The sequence below is a fragment of the Vibrio sp. 1CM23M genome, assembly GCF_023161755.1.
Classification (GTDB): Bacteria; Pseudomonadota; Gammaproteobacteria; order Enterobacterales; family Vibrionaceae; genus Vibrio; species Vibrio coralliirubri.
In genome coordinates this window covers 220,658-238,260 of sequence record NZ_JALNTR010000003.1, presented here as the reverse complement: position 1 = coordinate 238,260, position 17,603 = coordinate 220,658, and the positions used below count along the sequence as shown (strand labels likewise).

Annotated in this window: 18 protein-coding genes; 11 read left to right on the top strand and 7 right to left on the bottom strand. The window is 44.3% G+C overall.

All coding sequences use genetic code 11. The features are described 5' to 3' along the window. Positions 1 to 132: 132 nt before the first annotated feature. From yccS to MSG35_RS12030, 5 genes are all read left to right on the top strand, one after another. On the top strand, positions 133 to 2,316 hold the full coding sequence (yccS, locus tag MSG35_RS12050) for a YccS family putative transporter (protein ID WP_248384032.1): 2,184 nt from the start codon (positions 133 to 135) through the stop codon (positions 2,314 to 2,316). 332 nt (positions 2,317 to 2,648) lie between these two features. After that, a complete protein-coding gene (locus tag MSG35_RS12045) occupies positions 2,649 to 2,834 on the top strand; it encodes a hypothetical protein (RefSeq protein WP_029235859.1) in 186 nt (61 codons plus the stop codon). 121 nt (positions 2,835 to 2,955) lie between these two features. Continuing rightward, positions 2,956 to 3,276, top strand: a complete 321-nt coding sequence (locus tag MSG35_RS12040; protein WP_248384031.1) for a hypothetical protein — start codon at positions 2,956 to 2,958, stop codon at positions 3,274 to 3,276. 161 nt (positions 3,277 to 3,437) lie between these two features. Next, positions 3,438 to 4,700: a hydroxymethylglutaryl-CoA reductase gene (locus MSG35_RS12035; protein WP_248384030.1), complete on the top strand. Its 1,263-nt coding sequence runs from the start codon at positions 3,438 to 3,440 to the stop codon at positions 4,698 to 4,700. A 75-nt stretch (positions 4,701 to 4,775) separates the two neighbouring features. Continuing rightward, complete coding sequence (locus MSG35_RS12030; protein WP_248384029.1) at positions 4,776 to 5,687, top strand: LysR family transcriptional regulator; 912 nt, start codon at positions 4,776 to 4,778, stop codon at positions 5,685 to 5,687. A 24-nt stretch (positions 5,688 to 5,711) separates the two neighbouring features. Here the strand turns inward: MSG35_RS12030 and MSG35_RS12025 are convergent, their stop codons facing one another. From MSG35_RS12025 to MSG35_RS12015, 3 genes are all read right to left on the bottom strand, one after another. Next, positions 5,712 to 6,626, bottom strand: coding sequence for a YjjW family glycine radical enzyme activase (locus MSG35_RS12025; RefSeq protein ID WP_248384028.1), 915 nt, complete (start codon positions 6,624 to 6,626; stop codon positions 5,712 to 5,714). Positions 6,627 to 6,669: 43 nt separating this feature from the next. Then, complete coding sequence (locus tag MSG35_RS12020; RefSeq protein WP_248384027.1) at positions 6,670 to 8,235, bottom strand: YjjI family glycine radical enzyme; 1,566 nt, start codon at positions 8,233 to 8,235, stop codon at positions 6,670 to 6,672. A gap of 313 nt (positions 8,236 to 8,548) precedes the next feature. Further along, the gene (locus MSG35_RS12015) at positions 8,549 to 9,148 is read right to left on the bottom strand and encodes a methyltransferase (protein WP_248384026.1); all 600 of its coding nucleotides are present in this window, start codon (positions 9,146 to 9,148) and stop codon (positions 8,549 to 8,551) included. A 161-nt stretch (positions 9,149 to 9,309) separates the two neighbouring features. Between MSG35_RS12015 and MSG35_RS12010 the strand changes: the two genes are divergently transcribed. Beyond that, a complete protein-coding gene (locus tag MSG35_RS12010; RefSeq protein ID WP_016797108.1) occupies positions 9,310 to 10,188 on the top strand; it encodes a LysR family transcriptional regulator in 879 nt (292 codons plus the stop codon). A gap of 57 nt (positions 10,189 to 10,245) precedes the next feature. Here the strand turns inward: MSG35_RS12010 and MSG35_RS12005 are convergent, their stop codons facing one another. Beyond that, positions 10,246 to 10,596, bottom strand: a complete 351-nt coding sequence (locus tag MSG35_RS12005; protein ID WP_248384025.1) for a hypothetical protein — start codon at positions 10,594 to 10,596, stop codon at positions 10,246 to 10,248. 300 nt (positions 10,597 to 10,896) lie between these two features. Between MSG35_RS12005 and MSG35_RS12000 the strand changes: the two genes are divergently transcribed. Further along, a complete protein-coding gene (locus MSG35_RS12000; RefSeq protein ID WP_248384024.1) occupies positions 10,897 to 11,793 on the top strand; it encodes a cation diffusion facilitator family transporter in 897 nt (298 codons plus the stop codon). A 39-nt stretch (positions 11,794 to 11,832) separates the two neighbouring features. Here the strand turns inward: MSG35_RS12000 and yddG are convergent, their stop codons facing one another. Then, positions 11,833 to 12,762, bottom strand: a complete 930-nt coding sequence (yddG, locus tag MSG35_RS11995) for an aromatic amino acid DMT transporter YddG (RefSeq protein ID WP_248384023.1) — start codon at positions 12,760 to 12,762, stop codon at positions 11,833 to 11,835. 255 nt (positions 12,763 to 13,017) lie between these two features. Beyond that, complete coding sequence (yjjG, locus tag MSG35_RS11990) at positions 13,018 to 13,692, bottom strand: pyrimidine 5'-nucleotidase (RefSeq protein ID WP_248384022.1); 675 nt, start codon at positions 13,690 to 13,692, stop codon at positions 13,018 to 13,020. A gap of 212 nt (positions 13,693 to 13,904) precedes the next feature. Here yjjG and MSG35_RS11985 point away from each other — a divergent pair, with 212 nt between their 5' ends. The 3 genes from MSG35_RS11985 to MSG35_RS11975 all read left to right on the top strand — a co-directional run bounded on the left by MSG35_RS11985 (position 13,905) and on the right by MSG35_RS11975 (position 16,571). Further along, entirely contained in the window at positions 13,905 to 14,057 is a 153-nt protein-coding gene (locus MSG35_RS11985) for a hypothetical protein (protein WP_248384021.1), read from the top strand. 260 nt (positions 14,058 to 14,317) lie between these two features. After that, on the top strand, positions 14,318 to 15,466 hold the full coding sequence (gene yiaY / locus MSG35_RS11980; RefSeq protein WP_248384020.1) for an L-threonine dehydrogenase: 1,149 nt from the start codon (positions 14,318 to 14,320) through the stop codon (positions 15,464 to 15,466). A gap of 181 nt (positions 15,467 to 15,647) precedes the next feature. Continuing rightward, positions 15,648 to 16,571: a hypothetical protein gene (locus tag MSG35_RS11975; protein WP_248384019.1), complete on the top strand. Its 924-nt coding sequence runs from the start codon at positions 15,648 to 15,650 to the stop codon at positions 16,569 to 16,571. A 129-nt stretch (positions 16,572 to 16,700) separates the two neighbouring features. On the opposite strand, the gene MSG35_RS11970 is transcribed toward MSG35_RS11975, so the two are convergent. Continuing rightward, positions 16,701 to 17,135, bottom strand: coding sequence for a YccF domain-containing protein (locus MSG35_RS11970; RefSeq protein ID WP_052880048.1), 435 nt, complete (start codon positions 17,133 to 17,135; stop codon positions 16,701 to 16,703). 247 nt (positions 17,136 to 17,382) lie between these two features. Here MSG35_RS11970 and MSG35_RS24040 point away from each other — a divergent pair, with 247 nt between their 5' ends. Continuing rightward, positions 17,383 to 17,508: a hypothetical protein gene (locus tag MSG35_RS24040; protein ID WP_017075772.1), complete on the top strand. Its 126-nt coding sequence runs from the start codon at positions 17,383 to 17,385 to the stop codon at positions 17,506 to 17,508. Positions 17,509 to 17,603 lie beyond the last annotated feature (95 nt).

The window sequence follows — 17,603 nt, the reverse complement described above, 5'->3', positions numbered from 1 at the left end:
AATGAGAATTAATAATATCTCATATCTTATCGACGCTTTCATGACCACCTACGGGCAATTATGGATAAGTATCAAATTCTTGTGCTTGATTTCTGTTAGGATTATGGTTTTTAGTGTGTCAAGTGAGCGACTGTGGACTTCTCAGCCAAATTACGCCTCTATTGGGCGAATAAAACCATAAATTACAGCATATTAATTCTCATCACTCTGCTCGGTGTGGTGGTGCCTGCTTGGTATTATGGACAAAACACACTGATCACGCCTTTGATCTTAGGCGTTATTGCTGCGGCTCTTGCGGAAAGTGATGACAGCTTTACCGGACGCTTGAAAGCACTCACGCTGACCTTTATCTGTTTCGCGGTTGCGGCTTTCTCTATTGAACTTCTCTTCGATACGCCTTGGCTGTTCGCGATCGGGCTTTTTGTTTCAACCTTCTCTTTTATTATACTCGGGGCAATTGGCCCTAAATACGCGAGTATCGCGTTTGGTTCTCTCTTGGTTGCCATCTATACCATGCTTGGTGCACACGAGAGCACCAACCTTTGGTTTCAACCGCTTCTACTGTTAACTGGCGCCGCTTGGTACTACTTCATGTCGATGATTTGGCAGATAGTGTGGCCAATGCAACCGGTGCAGCAAAACCTAGCCACGGTATTCGATCAAATCGGTAATTACATCGATTCAAAAGCGGAACTCTTCTACCCCGTTTCAGACTTGATTCCCCAGCCACACCGAATCATTGAAGCCAAACTCAATGCGAGTACCGTTAACGCACTCAATATGTGCAAAGCGACGCTGCTTAACCGCTCTAAGCGCGGGCACATTGACGGCCCTAGTGACCGATTTCTTAACACCTACTTCATCGCACAAGATATTCATGAACGCGTAAGCTCTAGCCACTATCGTTATCAAGAGCTAGCAAAACACTTTGAACGCTCTGACGTGTTGTTTCGATTTAAGTATCTACTGGAAGCGCAGGCAAGAGCTTGTAAAGAAGTGGCAAGCTCATTGAAAGTTGGCGCTGAATACCAACATGGTGACAAGTCTGTACTGGCACTTGATGAGCTGATGTCTTCGCTCAATCACCTGCACCAACAGAACAACCCTGAATGGAAATCACTGCTGAACCAGTTGGATTACTTATTCAATAACCTAGCAACCGTTGAAAAACAGCTTTCGAATATCAGCAACCCAGATGCAGAGAAGATTGAAGAAGGTGTATTGGACGATACCAATCCTCATACTTTGACGGCAATGTGGCACAAGATCAAAGCTAACTTGCACACCGATTCAATGCTATTCCGCCACGCGATTCGCATGGCGATCACTTTGACGCTAGGCTACGGGATTATCCAAGGGTTTGATATTGAAAGAGGTTACTGGATTCTACTGACAACGCTGTTTGTGTGTCAGCCAAACTACAGTGCAACCCGTCAAAAACTGACGGCACGTGTCATTGGCACGGTCGCAGGCTTGTTGATCGGAGTACCGTTACTGACTTTCTTCCCGTCGCAAGAGAGCCAATTAGTGTTCATTGTGATCAGTGGCGTGATGTTCTTTGCGTTTCGAATCAATAACTACGGGTTTGCGACCGGCTTTATCACACTGCTTGTACTCTTCTGCTTTAACCAATTAGGTGAAGGCTACGCGGTAGTATTGCCAAGGTTAGCGGATACCTTTATTGGTTGTGCTCTCGCCGTGCTTGCTGTCATTTATGTGTTGCCTGATTGGCAATCGAAGCGACTGCACAAAGTGATGGCGGATGCGCTCGATTCCAATAAGAACTATCTCGCTCAGATCATCGGCCAATACCGTGTTGGTAAGAAAGATAGCCTTAACTATCGTATCGCTCGACGTAGTGCGCATAATAATGATGCAAACCTGACTGCCGCCATCAGTAGCATGTTGGTTGAACCGGGTAAGTACCGTACCTCTGAAGATGAGAGCTTCCGATTCTTAACACTCAATCATGCTCTACTTAGCTATATCTCGGCTCTGGGTGCTCACAGAACGCGTATTGATGATGAAGCGACACACAAACTGGTGTTAGATGCGCACAGAGTAATCCACGAGCATCTCGACGCTCTAAATGATCAACTCTATTCTCATAAAGAGCATTGTGAAGTGAAAAACGCTTATGACCCTGAGTTGGATAAACGTTTGAGTGAATGGCGAGAAGAAGATGAGAATTCTGTCAAAATGGTTCTACAACAGCTCCATTTGATCTATCGAATGCTTCCAGAACTGCATACCTTAGCAACCAAGTTTGCCGTTAAGGTTAAGATCGATAAGCCGTTTGAAACGGAAGCTTCTTGAGCAACAAACAAAATACCGTAAAAACAAAAAGATAACGCCAACTGCTTATCTTTTGATCATCACAAATATTTATACATTGCTTTACCTATACCCCTAATTGGGTAGAGCAATTACTTACCTACCCTTGCGCTACAAGGGTTGCAGGCGTTTTTACATTGTGGGAATTTTCTGACTTTGATTGACCAAGCCTTAACTTTGCCTAACATTTCTCGGACAAAAAACGACCACAGGAATTTATAGTTGTCTTAGTTTCAAGAAACTTCAAACATCATTTAATATTCACTTAATCTTGTTTGATTTCCTGAATCAGTAGGCTATGCTCTAAAGAGCATATGGATTTGAACAAAGGTCACACTATGAATACACAGCAATTTGAAGCATTTAAGCAGCAAATACAGCTTCTTAGCCCACAACAATTAAAAGCACTTCAGGGTGAGATCGACGGCAACCTTGAAACAGAGAAGCCTTCTTTGCTTACTGATGAAGAGTTAAACGCGCTAAATGACCTGTTCAGTTAATAGACAGACATCACTATTTTAGCCTAAGTTCACATTTTCACCGTAAATTTCATCTGTTCACCATTGCGCTCAAAATATCGTCCGCCTAGACTCATTTCATACGTCAATAAAAGGTTCTGATATGTCGATATCTGGTATTCAATCTGGTTACGCCATTATTCAGCAATCCACTAACATGGCTGAAGAAGCCGCAATCGAGCTCAACCAAGCCTCCAAACACGCTCTAGATTCCGACGACACTTTCCAAACTAGCGATCTCAGCTTTAATCAAATAGAGCCTGAACAATCCATTTCTTTTAAAGACAAAGAACCTGAACCTGCTTCATCTTCAACCGATTCCCTGATTAAACTGACACAAAGCGCAAGTTATAACCGCGTTGGTGCGAGTGTGGTTGATCGTCAAAACGAAGCCATCGGTAGCCTTCTCGACATTCATATCTAAATTTCGCTCAAATACAGCCTATATTTCGCGAAACTTCGCTGCTTTTTGCTTCAACAACCACACAAACTGTAACTCATTATATCAGGCGCTTGTTTCTGGTTTATTACTCGGTAGAATCAGCGCAAACCAATTTGCTGCACAAACTTTACTTCATACTATTTATGCCAAAACTAAATCTGCATCGCCGTGACTATGTTTCTATTTTAGGAGGCGACATCTCCGCAGACGAATTAGAAAAAAAGCTTCAGCCTCATTTTGAAAAGCCAGTAAATAAGCTGACACCTAGCCCCTACCTGACAGAAAAGAATCTCACTCGTCGCTGGACAGCGCTCGATAATGCAGATTCACAGCAAGAACTGCTCGACCCTCATACACAAAGCCAGATCCAAGCTTATGAGAAAAACATTGAGCACTTTATTGGTACAGTTAAAGTCCCTGTCGGTGTCTCAGGCCCACTAAGAGTTAATGGCCTATTTGCTACGGGCGATTACTTAGTACCACTCGCGACCACAGAAGCTGCGCTTGTCGCGTCTTACAATCGTGGTTCTAAGCTGATTACGGCTTGTGGTGGTGCAAGTGCTATGTTGCTCAATGAAGGCGTAACACGTACTCCTGGCTTTGCATTCCAAGGATTAGTTGAAGCCGGACAGTTTGTGGCTTGGGCTGTGACTCAGTATGACCAGTTCAAGATCTTGGCAGAATCAACAACATCACACGGCAAGCTGACCGACATTAATATCAACATCGAAGGTAACCATGTTTACTTGGTGTTCGAATTTCTAACCGGAGACGCTTCTGGTCAGAATATGGTGACCATCGCAACCAATGCCGTGTTTGAGTACATCATCGAAAATACGCCAGTTAAGCCTGACCATGCTTTCCTTGATGGCAACTTGTCAGGCGATAAGAAAGCCAATACCCAAACCTTGCGCAGCGTTCGTGGCAAAAAGGTAACTGCTGAGGTTAATATCCCTGCTGAGCTTGTCGCGAAGTACCTACACACGACGCCTGAGAAGATGGTCCTGTTTGGTCAAATGACCACAGTCGGTGGCGCTTTGAGTGGTACTATCGGTATCAATGCTCATTATGCGAATGCGCTGGCGGCACTTTATATCGCTTGTGGCCAAGACGCGGCCTGTGTCGCTGAGTCAGCGATTGGTATGACGCGTATGGAGCTCAACAAAGAAGGCGGTTTATACGCGAGCGTAACACTGCCTAACTTAATGGTGGGGACTGTCGGCGGTGGTACCGGCTTGCCAAGTCAAAAAGCCTGTTTAGATTTACTTGGGCTGCATGGCAACGGTAAATCACAAGCCCTAGCTGAAGTTTGTGCTGCATTGTGTTTGGCGGGTGAGCTATCGATTGTAGGCGCATTTTGTGCCGGCCACTTTTCACGAGCGCACCATAAGCTAGCTCGTAAATAACCTTTATCCAATTTGGCTTGTTCGATTTTGTCGTTCATGCAAAATCACAAGCCAATCTGAATGCGTGAGTCACAAATGGATTACTTACACTTATCTAGGGTGAGCCTTAAGCACCTCACTGCGCTGCATATTATGCTCAACACCCACAGTGTCACTCAGACCTCAGAGCAACTCTGTGTCAGCCCTTCGAGTGTAAGCAAAACCCTGTCTCAGCTACGTGACATCCTGAATGATGAGCTTTTCTATCGAGATGGTACCAAGCTTATCCCGACTCCCTTTGCTCTCAAGATAGCGCCGACGGTTCATGCAATTCTTTCAAGCATGAACGGACTGCTTCATCAGAAGAGTTTTACCCCTCATGAGTACCAAGGCAGCTTTTCACTTTCGATGCGCGAAAGTACCTTCGAAGTATTTGCCTCTAAGATAAGTAAAATCACCACTGAACTCGCGCCAAACGCGAAGCTCAACATCTATTCGAAACAACAGCTCGGCTTCGATGCTTTGCTCAGTGGCAAGGTCAATTTGATCTTACTGCCCCATGATATATCTCAGCCGCCCACCGATAACAAAGAGCTGGTTTGGGAAACAATTCTTCCTGATGAAATGGTTTGTTTGATGGGCGCACACCACCCTCTTGCTCAGCAAGAACTGACGGTAGAAGGCTACTTAGATTACAAGCACATTGGCATTTTAGATAACGAACTGTCTCAGCCCTACTTTGAGCAAAACTTGGTTCAATGCCACCAGCCAAGAGAGATGGCAATATCGGTCGCGGACTTCGGCGCTGCGGCAGTGTTGTGTCACCACACACCTTTCCTGTTCACTTGCTCTAAACAGTGGGCTGAGCATGCTAAACAAGCTCAGGGCTTAGTGAGCAAGCCCTTGCCTTTTGATTACGGTAAGGTGGCATATAGCTTGGTGTGGAACAAGCCCAACATGAATGATCAAGCGATCAAGTGGTTGTGTGACCTGTTTTTAGAAGCCTGATTGACCGTCTAAGCAACATACAGGTTAGGTATAAACCTCAGGGGTTTGCATCGGTCTTTGTACTATGGTGTAGAGCTTATCGTGAAAGCTCTGCATCTGTTGTTTGGTACATTTCGGCCAATCTAACGCTTCGCCAATGACACCATGATGTTGAAACGCATTCAGTCGAATTCGAACATCACTTGGTAGAGTCTTCAAGTAACGCCCCACCTGTTCAATTTCATCTTCAAGATCGCTTTTATTTGGGATATGCAGCAACCTAACTTCATGCAGTTTTCCTTTACCTGCTAAGTAGTTAATGGTTTCAAACACCCTATGATTACCTCTGCCCACTAACCATTGATGTGTTTCCGATTGCCATGATTTTAGGTCAATCATCGCACCATCGAGATAAGGCAACACCTTGTCCCACCCTTGCAGTGACAGCGAACCATTACTATCAATAAAGCACGTGAGATGCGCTAGCTGTGGATCACTTTTAATCGCCTCAAACAGTTCTATGATAAATGGCAACTGCATAGTCGCTTCACCGCCAGAAACGGTAATTCCACTCAAGAAAAACTGATTATGTCTGACGAGTTCAATCACCTCTGAGACCGTCATTGTGGTAATTTTCGGGCTCGACTTATGGTCGCAGGCATCAATGCACTGATCGCAGTTAGTGCAAGCTGCTGGGTCCCACTTCACTTTGCCATCAACCATACTTAAAGCACGGCTTGGACAGCCGCTAACGCAGTCACCACAATGGTTACAATGATTGATTGTGTGGGGGTTGTGGCAGGTAATACAGTCAAAGTTGCAGCCCTGAAGGAATAGCACTAAGCGGTTTCCCGGGCCGTCAACACAAGAAAAGGTCAGCACACGGCTGACCTTCGCTTGTTTTTCTGTCTTATTATTTTTAACCCTAGCCATTTGAGTTGTTAGATCAGAAATTTTCATAATTCACATTGTTCGTATTCGAAACGCATCACACACGTTAAAGCTATTCGTATGTCGGCGACATCTCTAAGCTCGCCACGCGTGGTTTACGCTTTAATATGCCCGTGTTCTTCGCAGCTTCAGCACCTAAGAAGGTGGTATTGGTGCGTGAGCCTTGCTCGTCATATTTGGCAATGTCAGACAGCTTAATCATGTAACCCGTCACGCGAACCAAATCGTTTGATGCCACGTTAGCCGTAAACTCACGGTAACCCGCTTGAATCGCACCTTTACACAAATTGAACATCGCTTCAGGGTTAGATTTCACTGTTTCGTCGATGGTCAGAATGTCACTGATGCCTGAGGTGTAGAACTTATGGTGACCCGCAGTTGCGCGAACGTAAGATACTGGATCCGGCTCGGTACCATAAGGAATACGGACACCCGGGGTCACATCTTCATCTAGACTAATACCACCTTGAGCATGCAGCAGAGCTTTACCTTCTAACCCATACTTCACTTCAGAGCGTTCAACGATCTCAGCCAGCTTTTCAGAGATACGATGACCAAGCTGATTCGCCTGTTCATCGTGACCATAACGCCCTGCTTGGCCCTCTTTCTCCATCAAGATGTTAACGGCTTCCGCCATGCCATAAATACCGAACATTGGCGCAAAGCGATCTTCTTCGATCAAACCTTCTTTGGTTAAAAAGCCTTCGAAGAAGTTAGACTCTTCATGCAAGAAGCGGCTTCGAGCGTTCATCAACTCAACCATGATACCACTGTAGTTCGGCAATACTTGTTGTAAGAAATCAGCACTGTCCTCAGACTTCAACGCCACTTGCTTAAGGTTCATACGCACCAAGGTGTTTGAACCACCCGCTAACGGCAGAGAGTTGTAGCAGCTCACAATACCAAAACGCTTATCGCCGTAAGCCTCGGCATGCGCTGGATAGTTTGCAATATGTGGTTTACTGCATTCACAGATGTTGCTCGCCGCATGACGAAGTAGATCATCAGGGGTCACGGCTGGGTCGTACATAAAGGTTAAGTTTGGCGCGATCTGCTTCAATTCAGCGTCTACATGTAAAATCGTACGGCAGATAATGTTGTCCTTCGGGCCGATATTCACATGCATAAACGCGTCTGGCAGTGTGCGATCCAACATGATCCAGAAGAGTTTAATCTTTTGGTATACCTGCTCTTCCGTTAAGTCGCCAACGAAAGGCATCAACACATCATCCAACTGACCTAGGTAAACCGGGATTGAAGTGACAGAAGGAACATGGTGGTAAAGGATGGTAAGCATGTTCAATGCTTCATCGAAGTTGGTTGCCGCACTAAGCTCTAAATACTCTGAGCCTTGATGTAAGTATTTAGAATAATCTGGAAGTACATAGCGCGGCTTAAATGGGGCGTGTCCTTCAAACATGTCACACAGCACACCTTGTTGTAAGGCTTGCTCTACTTCTTTGTTTACCGGCATATACGGCAGGCTGGCTTCAGCTTCTAATGCAAGATAGCTCGACTTCTGTTTTGGTGACAGTTTGGCATCTGAAATGATATTGCTAAAGCGTTGTTGTTGCTCTGAAAGTGGTGAAGAAGTAGATGACGCAGATTGGTGGCTCATGATTAAACCCTTAATGTTATTATGGGCTTATTTTATATCTCACCCTTATATTTCCACTAATGAAATGTATGCAAGACTACATTTCCAAAATGGAAATAAGTAATTTGTAAATTAGCGGTGTTGAGTTTTCTATGAGCGAGATGGGAAATAGGGAAACCAGAGTTAATAGTGAAGAAATGAGAAAGCGCTAACTCGTTCTGTTTAAAACAATAGCGCCAAAAAGAGAAAACCCACATAACTGACTTAAAGTCGTTAATGTGGGTTTAGTAGTTTAAATGAGCATTCTGAATGCTAGCTCAAGGCATACACACGATTACAGATCTGGAAGCGCTTGTTTACGTCCAACACCCATTAATACCTTTAACTCTCCTTGTGGAGTGTCAATCAAGAACGGTGTAGAGACCTCAACCACTGCAAAGCCCGCTGCACTCAATACATTTTCTGAGCGCTGTTGGCTTACACCGTAGTCTTCAGTGTCGCTTTCCAAGTACCAATCCCAGTGTACAAACGTACCGTCGTTTTCAAGCAGCGTGTAAATCAGACTGACTGTGTCTTGTAGGTTCGGGATAAAACCACACACCGAAGAGGCTACCACTAGGTCAAACTGGTTTCTGAATGCTGGATGCTGCGCTGCAAGTCCGCGCGATAAAATATCAACTACCGGTTCAACGTTAGGTAACTCTTTCTTATCTAACTCTTCAATCATCCCTTCAGAGATATCAAGTGCGATGATCTCTTTTGCTAAAGGAGATATTTTCTGGCTGAGTAGTCCTGTACCACAACCAAAATCAAGGACACGGGTTCCGTTTAAATCAACGAGCTGTGTTAACTGGTCAAATACGGACTGTGCGAATACTGCGGTCGCGGGATCTTTATCCCAATCAACGGCGTATTCGTCCCATTGTTTCGCCATCATGGCCTCCATCTTTACTTCTTGTAGGTTCGGAACTTCCCCAGAGTAAACCAAATTAGTCAATTCGTCATAGAGTTATCATGCAAAGATGGACTATTTCTAAGATAGTCAGCACAATATTCAGATAATATGCACCGACCCCCGCTCAATATGGAAATGAAATGAACCTTTCTCAAGTCCAAGCCTTTTGTTCCGTTGCTGATTTAGGATCAGTTTCTGAAGCCGCACGCCAGTTAGAATGCAACCGAACCAAACTCAGCATGTCGATTAAAGCCTTGGAAAAAGAGTTAGATGTCGAGCTGTTCGTCCGCAGCGGAAACCACGTTGAGCTTTCAGAAGCGGGTAAAGCGATTTACAAGGATTGCGAAGGCATGTTGGTGACAGCCGCGCGTATTAAACAAACCTGCTTGCATGTCTCGGGCGAATTCAACGCGGAGATTTGGATAGCACGAGATGACTCCCTACCCGATGAAATGTGGCAGGACTTATCTCACGCCTTAAACAACAAATACCCTTCTACCTCGTTCAACTTCGTTCTCGCGTCAAGCGGCGATTTAGCGAACCTAGTTGAAACTCAGCAAGTCGACTTCGCATTTGGTGTCGACTACGAACGTGTCGATGACCCAAGAATTATCTACAATCCGCTTGGTAAGATTCGAATGATGTCTGTGTGTAAGAAAGGGCATGATTTGAGTGCGATGCGACGAGTGTCTGATGAGGTACTGAGAAATTCGATGCAAGCGACCATGGTTTATCTTAATGAGAAGGATAATCCTGAGCTTGAGCCCTTTTCTCGTCGTTACATTGGTTTCTCTAGCTTTGACTTTATGTTGGATACGATTTTACGTGAAGAGGCGTGGGGCGTAATGCCAGAGCCATTGATTCGCCATTTACTGCGTGAACAAGAGCTTGCCGTGATCAAACACACCTACGGCTTAACGCAAGAAGACTACTGTATGTTTACCGCAGCTGGTATGGCAGAGCACCCAGGAATGAATTGGTTAGCCGACCAGCTTAGTGATTATTTGTTTGATTTCTAGCTCGCGCTTATTGCTTATCGCCTATAACAAAGGACAAAATCACAAACAGCACTGCTCCTAAAAAACCATCACGTGATCCACTAAGTAGCGTCCGTCTTCTTCAACCAATACCATTTCGGCGACAAACTCACCTTTGGCGATGGTGTAAGCTTGTTTCCACACAAAAGCGATGGAGTCTGAACGTCTAAACAGCGCAACTGGCTCACGCTCAGCAAAAAAGCCATTACTGTGCTGATAATGGTGACACACCTTCTCTAAATAATCTGGTGTAACAATGTCTTTCATCCTTTGAGTAAAGTCTCGACAGTGCTGCTCATGATCAACCTTGGTTGAACCATCCATCAGATTATCCATGATCGGGTTAGCAATCGCCCACAACTCGTTATCACTGATATCGTCAAACTTCATATTGATTCACTCCTTGTCCATCGCAGTCGCAGTCGCAGTCGCAGTTCAATCTAGAAGACCAATAAAACCTTAGCGACTAATGTGTTTTATTAATCATAAACGATCCTATTTCAGTTGCATAACATCCCCAAAAAACACTCAACGTCAACTTTATTGACACCTTAAATTTAACTTAAGCCACTGAATTTAATGCATTTATACATTTTACTTAAATAGGACATATAAACGTCATCAGATAAAGTTTGTAAAGTTAGCTCAATATTAGAACAATGAAGTTATCAAAAACATCTGGAAAATATTATGTGTGACAGGAAAAGCCAAAACGAAAATCGAGTACTATTGTTCTCAGCCCTTTTAGCATCAGGCTTCGCAATTGGCGGATTGGTGTTGGGTCTTCTCGTTGGCTCTCTGGTCATAGTATTTGACGGTGTCTATTCTCTTATCAGCTTACTGTTAACTTTATTGTCACTAGCTGCTTCAAAATACATTAACCGCCCTTCAGATAGAGAGTTCCCGTTCGGTCGAGCTATCATCGAGCCGATTGTGATTGCCATCAAAGCCGTTGTGATTCTGCTTGTGGTTGGTTATTCACTTTACTCTGCGATTGGTGCCTTAATGACGGGTGGTCGTGAAGTTGATGCTTCTATTGCAACTCTGTTTGGTATTTTCAACGTGTTGGGTTGTGGTTACGCTTGGTGGTACATCGCGAATAAGAGCAAACGTATTTCTTCAGGTCTGATTCAGGCTGAGTCTAAACAGTGGCAGATGGATACGTTATTGAGTGTAGCGGTAACAGCGGGTTTCGTAGCAGCTTGGTTTATTACTTTTTCTCCGCTTGCAGAATACGCGGTGTATGCCGACCCAATGATGATGTTGCTAATGTCTTTCTACTTCATCAAAGTGCCTTTCGACATGTTACGTGAAGCCATGCGCGAACTGCTTATGATGTCGGCAAACAAAGATATTTGTGATGCGGTAGATAAGAACGTTGTCGCGGTAGACAAAGAAGCGGAGCAAGATTTGGAGCTGATGGGTGTGACTAAGGTTGGTCCAGAATTACGTATCAATGTTGATATTCATACCAATAACCAACAAGCGATTGCAGTCGATGATATTGAACGTACGCGCCGCCAACTTAAGCGACGCCTATCGAAGATGCCTTATGAGCTGCAATTAAACCTCAATGTCGCGAGCTAAGCTTTCACCTAGCAAATGACGCTGGAACACAAACGCAAATTACGACTGAGATTGAACCTTTTTAGAAGCCGACGCCTTTGCCGTCGGCTTTTCTCTTGTTACCCACCAGCAAGCCAGTGAACCAACGGTTACCATACATACGCCCTGCCAAAACGTCATGGTCAATGACAAGCCCAAAATCACCGAGGAAAGTAGCGTCGCGAAGATTGGCGTAAAGTACGACATGGTTGCCAAAAACACCATGTTGCCACCAAGAATCGCCGTGTTCCAAAGTGCGTAGCCTGCGCCCATACAAGCGCCAGCTAGCGCCAAATCAATCGCCGCACTCGTTGTCATCACCATGCCGGTTTCATCACTCAATGCGTATTTGATCCACAAAGTGATCGCCGTAGCGATAAAGAAAAGCACAATCGCATTCTGCCCTTTCGCGACACGCTGGGTGTAGTTGCAGTAAACGGCCCAAATAATCGCACCGAAAAACGCCATAGAATAGGTTTTAGGGTTGGTCGCAATATTGGCAGCAATCTGGTCGACAGAGAGACCTTGGTCACCGCTGATGCTCCAAGCCACACCAAAGAATGCCAAGAAGATACTTGGATAAACCAGCCAGTTAATCTTCTTGTCGCTCAGCAGCACCGCAAATAACACCGTCAGTGCTGGCCATAGATAGTTGATTACCGCCATCTCTATCGCTTGATGTCGGCTGTTCGCCATTCCCAACGCCAAAGCCAAAAAGATCTCATAACAAACGAACAAGGTGCCGCCAATCAGCAAATAAGACTTAGAAAAGCGTGACAGCTTTGGTAGACCCATAACACAGATCAACAACAGCGCACTCACCGTGTAAAGGCTGGCCGCACCACCAATTGGACCTAGCTGTTCTGAGACACTACGAGACAGAGCAATCAAGCAGCTCCATAGTAAAATGGCGATAATACCGTAGCAGCTATAACGATGAGATTTCAGCACACCTTTTCCTTTATCTGTTTTGATGGTCACTCTATGGTAAAACCAAGTTCAAAATAATTGGCCGAGTACATTTTCGTACTCGGCCATCAACACTTTGTTTACAAAGTATCTATCAATCTACGAAGCATCAATCAATTTAACAAATCATTGGTCAATTAACGAAACGCCAATCAATTTACAAAGCATTGGTCGATTAAAGAAATCAACCGATTATGATTGTGTATTCGCTAGTGGCGGTCAGTTGTTAACTATTCACTAAGCCAGCAGTAGAGCTTGCAAGTCAGCCAAAGACTTCACTTGGTAGTGAGGATTGATACCCGCTGGAGTTGCCTTTTCTTGACTGTTTAACCAACAAGTTTCGATGCCAAAATCGAGTCCACCTAGAATATCGGAATGTGGGTTATCCCCGACCATCAATATTCTTTGCTTCGATGGCAATCCAACCAGCTTATGCGCATATTCAAAAATCTCGGCATCCGGTTTGGCTACCCCTACTTCTTCAGAAATGATCACGTGCTCAAAGTAATCCGTCATTCCTGTGCGATCTAAACGGATTGACTGCAACTCTGTAAAACCGTTAGTGATGATGCCCATGTTCACCTTGCCTTGTAACGATTCCATTAACTCTTTAGCACCCGGGAGCAGAGAACAGATATCCGCCATTGCTGTTAGAAATGCGCTGTTTAATTCTGCAGTTGTTGTTTCTAACTTCTCAGCCCAACTTTCGAAACGTGTGTGTTTCAGTTGATCAGCCGTAATTCGGCCATCTTGGTAATCGACCCAAAGTGGCAAGTTAACCTTTTGATAAGCCGTATAATCTTGTTCGTTAAAGTCCACACCAAAGCGAGAAAACATCAGCTTCATTCCTTGATAAGCATCAAAATGGAACAAGGTTTCGTCTGCATCAAAGAATATCCAATCGTACTTCATTATCTGTCCTATTATTCGCGCTATCTAGCCGTGTTATTTTTGTTCTTTCTTAGCCTCAAAGGCTAAGTGTTCATTCTACTACCATTTTTGTGAGCCTGAATATAGTTCTAAGAATTTATAGAAAACAAGCAACAAGTCATGATGTATCGCAAATTTTGCCAAATATTAAACCAATACCATACAAGAAACACACTTAGGTACCGGGAGGTATTATGAAGCACTTTTTACCGTCATCTGTCATGCTCACCCCTTTTCTTGTCAAATACTATGACGAAGAGCCAGAAGACATCCTTGGTTCTGAAGAGTCGCAAAATCCTCAAATTGAATGCAGTGATGACTCCGATAACACGTCGACACCTGCCTAACCAGATCAACTTTCAATGAAAAATCTTAATTTTCATTGTTATAGAGCACCATTCTGCTCTTGGTGGAGCCAATTTATCACGATCCATTAATGACAAAGAGCACAGCCAAAAAACATGAAAACGATTGCTATATGAGCCCTATCACAACGACTAGCCACAAAGTGGTAGTTCGGAATCAAAGTTGTTCCAGATCAATGGTCGACCAGTTGATTGCCGACAACATATAGGAAATTAAAAATCATAATTAACGGAGTTTTCCAATGCCTACTGCATTTTATATCCCTACAATCAACTTCATGGGTACAGGTTGTTTGAAAGATGCTGCTGATAGCATTCAGTCTCAAGGCTTCAAAAAAGGTCTGATCGTTACGGATAAGATCCTTAACCAAATTGGTGTGGTTAAACAGGTACAAGACCTACTTAGCCAACGCGGCGTGGACGCAGTTGTATTCGACGGCACTCAACCAAACCCAACCATCACGAACGTGAACGATGGTCTTGAATTGCTGACTGACAACGATTGTGATTTTGTTATTTCTCTAGGCGGTGGTTCTCCACACGACTGTGCAAAAGGCATCGCTCTGGTTGCTTCTAACGGCGGCAAGATTGCAGATTACGAAGGCGTAGACCAATCTGAAAAGCCAATGATGCCATTGATCGCTATCAACACCACGGCTGGTACGGCATCTGAGATGACACGTTTCTGCATCATTACTGACGAAGCTCGTCACATTAAGATGGCTATCGTTGATAAGCACACAACACCGCTTATCTCAGTAAACGATCCTGAGTTGATGCTTGCTAAACCTGCATCATTAACTGCTGCAACTGGTATGGATGCGTTAACGCACGCAATCGAAGCTTACGTTTCAATCGCGGCAACGCCAATTACAGACGCTGTAGCAATTAAAGCGATCGAACTAGTGCAAGCGCACCTAAGAACAGCAGTATCGCACGGTGAAGACATTGAAGCTCGTGAGCAGATGGCTTACGCACAGTTCATGGCAGGCATGGCGTTCAACAACGCTTCTCTTGGCTATGTTCACGCAATGGCGCACCAACTGGGTGGTTTCTACGACCTTCCACACGGTGTATGTAACGCTATCCTGCTGCCGCACGTTCAACGCTACAACGCACAAGTTTGCCCTGAGCGTCTACGTGATGTGGCAAAAGCAATGGGTGTGAATGTTGAAGGCATGACGGCAGAACAAGGCGCAGAAGCAGCGATCAACGCGATTGTTCAACTTGCAAATGACGTGAACATTCCAACTGGTATCGCGCAACTTGGTGCGAAACTAGAAGATATCCCAACGCTGTCTGATAATGCACTGAAAGATGCTTGTGGTTTCACAAACCCTAAACAAGCAACTCACGAAGAGATCTCAGCAATCTTCGAGGCGGCAATGTAATCTAGGTTCTAGAAACCAATCGATACCAACACAAACGGACTCACCTTGTGAGTCCGTTTTCTTTTTTCTATCCAATCCCTTTCAAACCTTTATCTTCCTCGCTAATCACTAAAAAGTCGCATTGTTGCAATCGCTTGGTTATAGTCAAACTATTGATATATAGAATAACAAACAGGTTCCATTGAGTCGTAGGATAGCTAGCACCTCATTATTGGCGTCACTCATTTCATACTCCGTTCAGGCAGAGGAACAGAATGAGTGCCACAGTCAGCCGTTAGAAGACGTCCCTGTCGAAAAGGCTTACCATTTTCTGAACAGTAAATTTTGCCAACCTGCACTCTGGTTCGATAGCTTCTTTGTCGATGATCGAATAACTGAAGATGCCAGAGCTGGCACATCTGTGCGTTGGTATAACGATTTTATTTATTCAGAAGGCGGGGAGCTCGACTACTCGACCAAGCTCAATGCGCGTCTGCATCTTCCTTTTGTGAGTAAACGCCTAAAATTGATCTACGAATCTGTTAGTGATGAAGAGTTCTTGGATTTTTTTCCAAATGATTCCGATGAGTTGGAAAGTGCATTAGGCCTGCGTTACGACGCCTATGCCAAGGGTTATAGCAGCTTCAATATTAAGGCAACATTGCGACCGCGCATTGAAGCTCGTTACCGTTTTACCTACCCTCTCACAACCGATGCGGTATTCAGGCTTACCCAACGTGTATATCAAGAAAAACAAGAGACTGGCGAAATCACTGACATCGATTTTGATCTTTCTTTGAGTGATGATTTCTTAGCTCGATGGTCAAGCTTTGCAGGATATAACGACGACCTTAAAGGTTGGAACTATGGTACAGGGCTAACCTTGTATCACTACCTTGCCCAAGACCAAGCACTTCAATATAGCGCCACGATTAATGCAACGGATGAGCCTGATAATCATTACGAATACGCTCAGGTTTCGGTTACCTACCGACAAAACGTATGGAAAGAGTGGCTGTTCTACGAACTCATCCCTCGTTATCAATGGGAACGAGAATCCTATGAGAAACACACCGAAGAAGCCAACATCACCCTGCGGCTTGAAGTCCTATTCAACAATGTGTAGCTCAATAATGTCTAGCTCAACAACGTCTAGTTAGTATTTATGAGATGAGTATCGAAAGATAAGAACAGAGGCACAAAAAAGCACATCATGCGATGTGCTTTTCAGTTCAATCAGGCTGAGAGTGTAATCTTAACCTTTGTAATTTCTTACTCGCGCCGCTTCTGCTTCACGTTTATCGACAACCGTCTTACCGATTGGCGCCAGTGAGATAACCGCTAGCTTAAGGTGTTGAATCGCGAACGGAATACCGATGATAGTAATGAAACACGCCACAGCTGACATGATGTGACCAATCGCAAGCCAGATCCCCGCAAATAAGAACCAAATCACGTTACCAATCACGCCTAGCGGGCTCGTACCGATGTCTATTTCATTGGTTAGCTCGTCACGTGAAATCGCTTCCTGACCAAATGGGAAGAATGAGAAGTTACCCATAACAAAACACGCTCTACCCCATGGAATACCAACGATGGTTAGGAATGCGAGCAGTCCGAAAAACCACCAAGCCAGTCCCATAAATACGCCACCGAACAGAAACCAAATGATGTTTCCTATTGTTTTCATTCTGTATTCTCCAAATCTTTGAATGCTGTTTATTTCATATGCCAAGTAAGGCAATGCTTGTTCTAATAGGTTCATTATTGTTGAACCTTTATGAACCGTTTATGAATCACTTACATTTTATGTGATTGATATACACCACGGTTCTCTAAATCTACATAGGGCTAAACCCATTTCTTTGATACCATACACTTAGATTTTTAGTACCAAAAAGCTAAACAGACTCAACAACGAATTTAAGGCCGAATTTATGAATAACACTGAGCAACCTAAAAAGAAAATCAAAAACTGGGTGCCAATCGTCTTCTTCGGACTTCTCAGCACGGTTCCAGTGTTCATGTTCTTAGTTGATGTGTACATCAACCAGTATATGTAACAGAGCCAGTCATCCTAGCTGCATAAATGGATACCGGACCGATTTCCTGTATCCATTTCCATTAGCTCCGTTCTTCTGCTGTCCGTTCTTCTGTA

What these genes read in the sequence shown, in the direction of transcription:
- MSG35_RS12045 (WP_029235859.1), top strand. Translation starts at nt 2,649, where the DNA reads ATGGATTTGAACAAAGGTCACACTATGAATACACAGCAATTTGAAGCA.
- MSG35_RS12040 (WP_248384031.1), top strand. Translation starts at nt 2,956, where the DNA reads ATGTCGATATCTGGTATTCAATCTGGTTACGCCATTATTCAGCAATCC.
- MSG35_RS12035 (WP_248384030.1), top strand. Translation starts at nt 3,438, where the DNA reads ATGCCAAAACTAAATCTGCATCGCCGTGACTATGTTTCTATTTTAGGA.
- MSG35_RS12030 (WP_248384029.1), top strand. Translation starts at nt 4,776, where the DNA reads ATGGATTACTTACACTTATCTAGGGTGAGCCTTAAGCACCTCACTGCG.
- MSG35_RS12025 (WP_248384028.1), bottom strand. Translation starts at nt 6,626, where the DNA reads ATGAAAATTTCTGATCTAACAACTCAAATGGCTAGGGTTAAAAATAAT.
- MSG35_RS12020 (WP_248384027.1), bottom strand. Translation starts at nt 8,235, where the DNA reads ATGAGCCACCAATCTGCGTCATCTACTTCTTCACCACTTTCAGAGCAA.
- MSG35_RS12015 (WP_248384026.1), bottom strand. Translation starts at nt 9,148, where the DNA reads ATGGCGAAACAATGGGACGAATACGCCGTTGATTGGGATAAAGATCCC.
- MSG35_RS12010 (WP_016797108.1), top strand. Translation starts at nt 9,310, where the DNA reads ATGAACCTTTCTCAAGTCCAAGCCTTTTGTTCCGTTGCTGATTTAGGA.
- MSG35_RS12005 (WP_248384025.1), bottom strand. Translation starts at nt 10,596, where the DNA reads ATGAAGTTTGACGATATCAGTGATAACGAGTTGTGGGCGATTGCTAAC.
- MSG35_RS12000 (WP_248384024.1), top strand. Translation starts at nt 10,897, where the DNA reads ATGTGTGACAGGAAAAGCCAAAACGAAAATCGAGTACTATTGTTCTCA.
- yjjG (WP_248384022.1), bottom strand. Translation starts at nt 13,692, where the DNA reads ATGAAGTACGATTGGATATTCTTTGATGCAGACGAAACCTTGTTCCAT.
- MSG35_RS11985 (WP_248384021.1), top strand. Translation starts at nt 13,905, where the DNA reads ATGAAGCACTTTTTACCGTCATCTGTCATGCTCACCCCTTTTCTTGTC.
- yiaY (WP_248384020.1), top strand. Translation starts at nt 14,318, where the DNA reads ATGCCTACTGCATTTTATATCCCTACAATCAACTTCATGGGTACAGGT.
- MSG35_RS11970 (WP_052880048.1), bottom strand. Translation starts at nt 17,135, where the DNA reads ATGAAAACAATAGGAAACATCATTTGGTTTCTGTTCGGTGGCGTATTT.
- MSG35_RS24040 (WP_017075772.1), top strand. Translation starts at nt 17,383, where the DNA reads ATGAATAACACTGAGCAACCTAAAAAGAAAATCAAAAACTGGGTGCCA.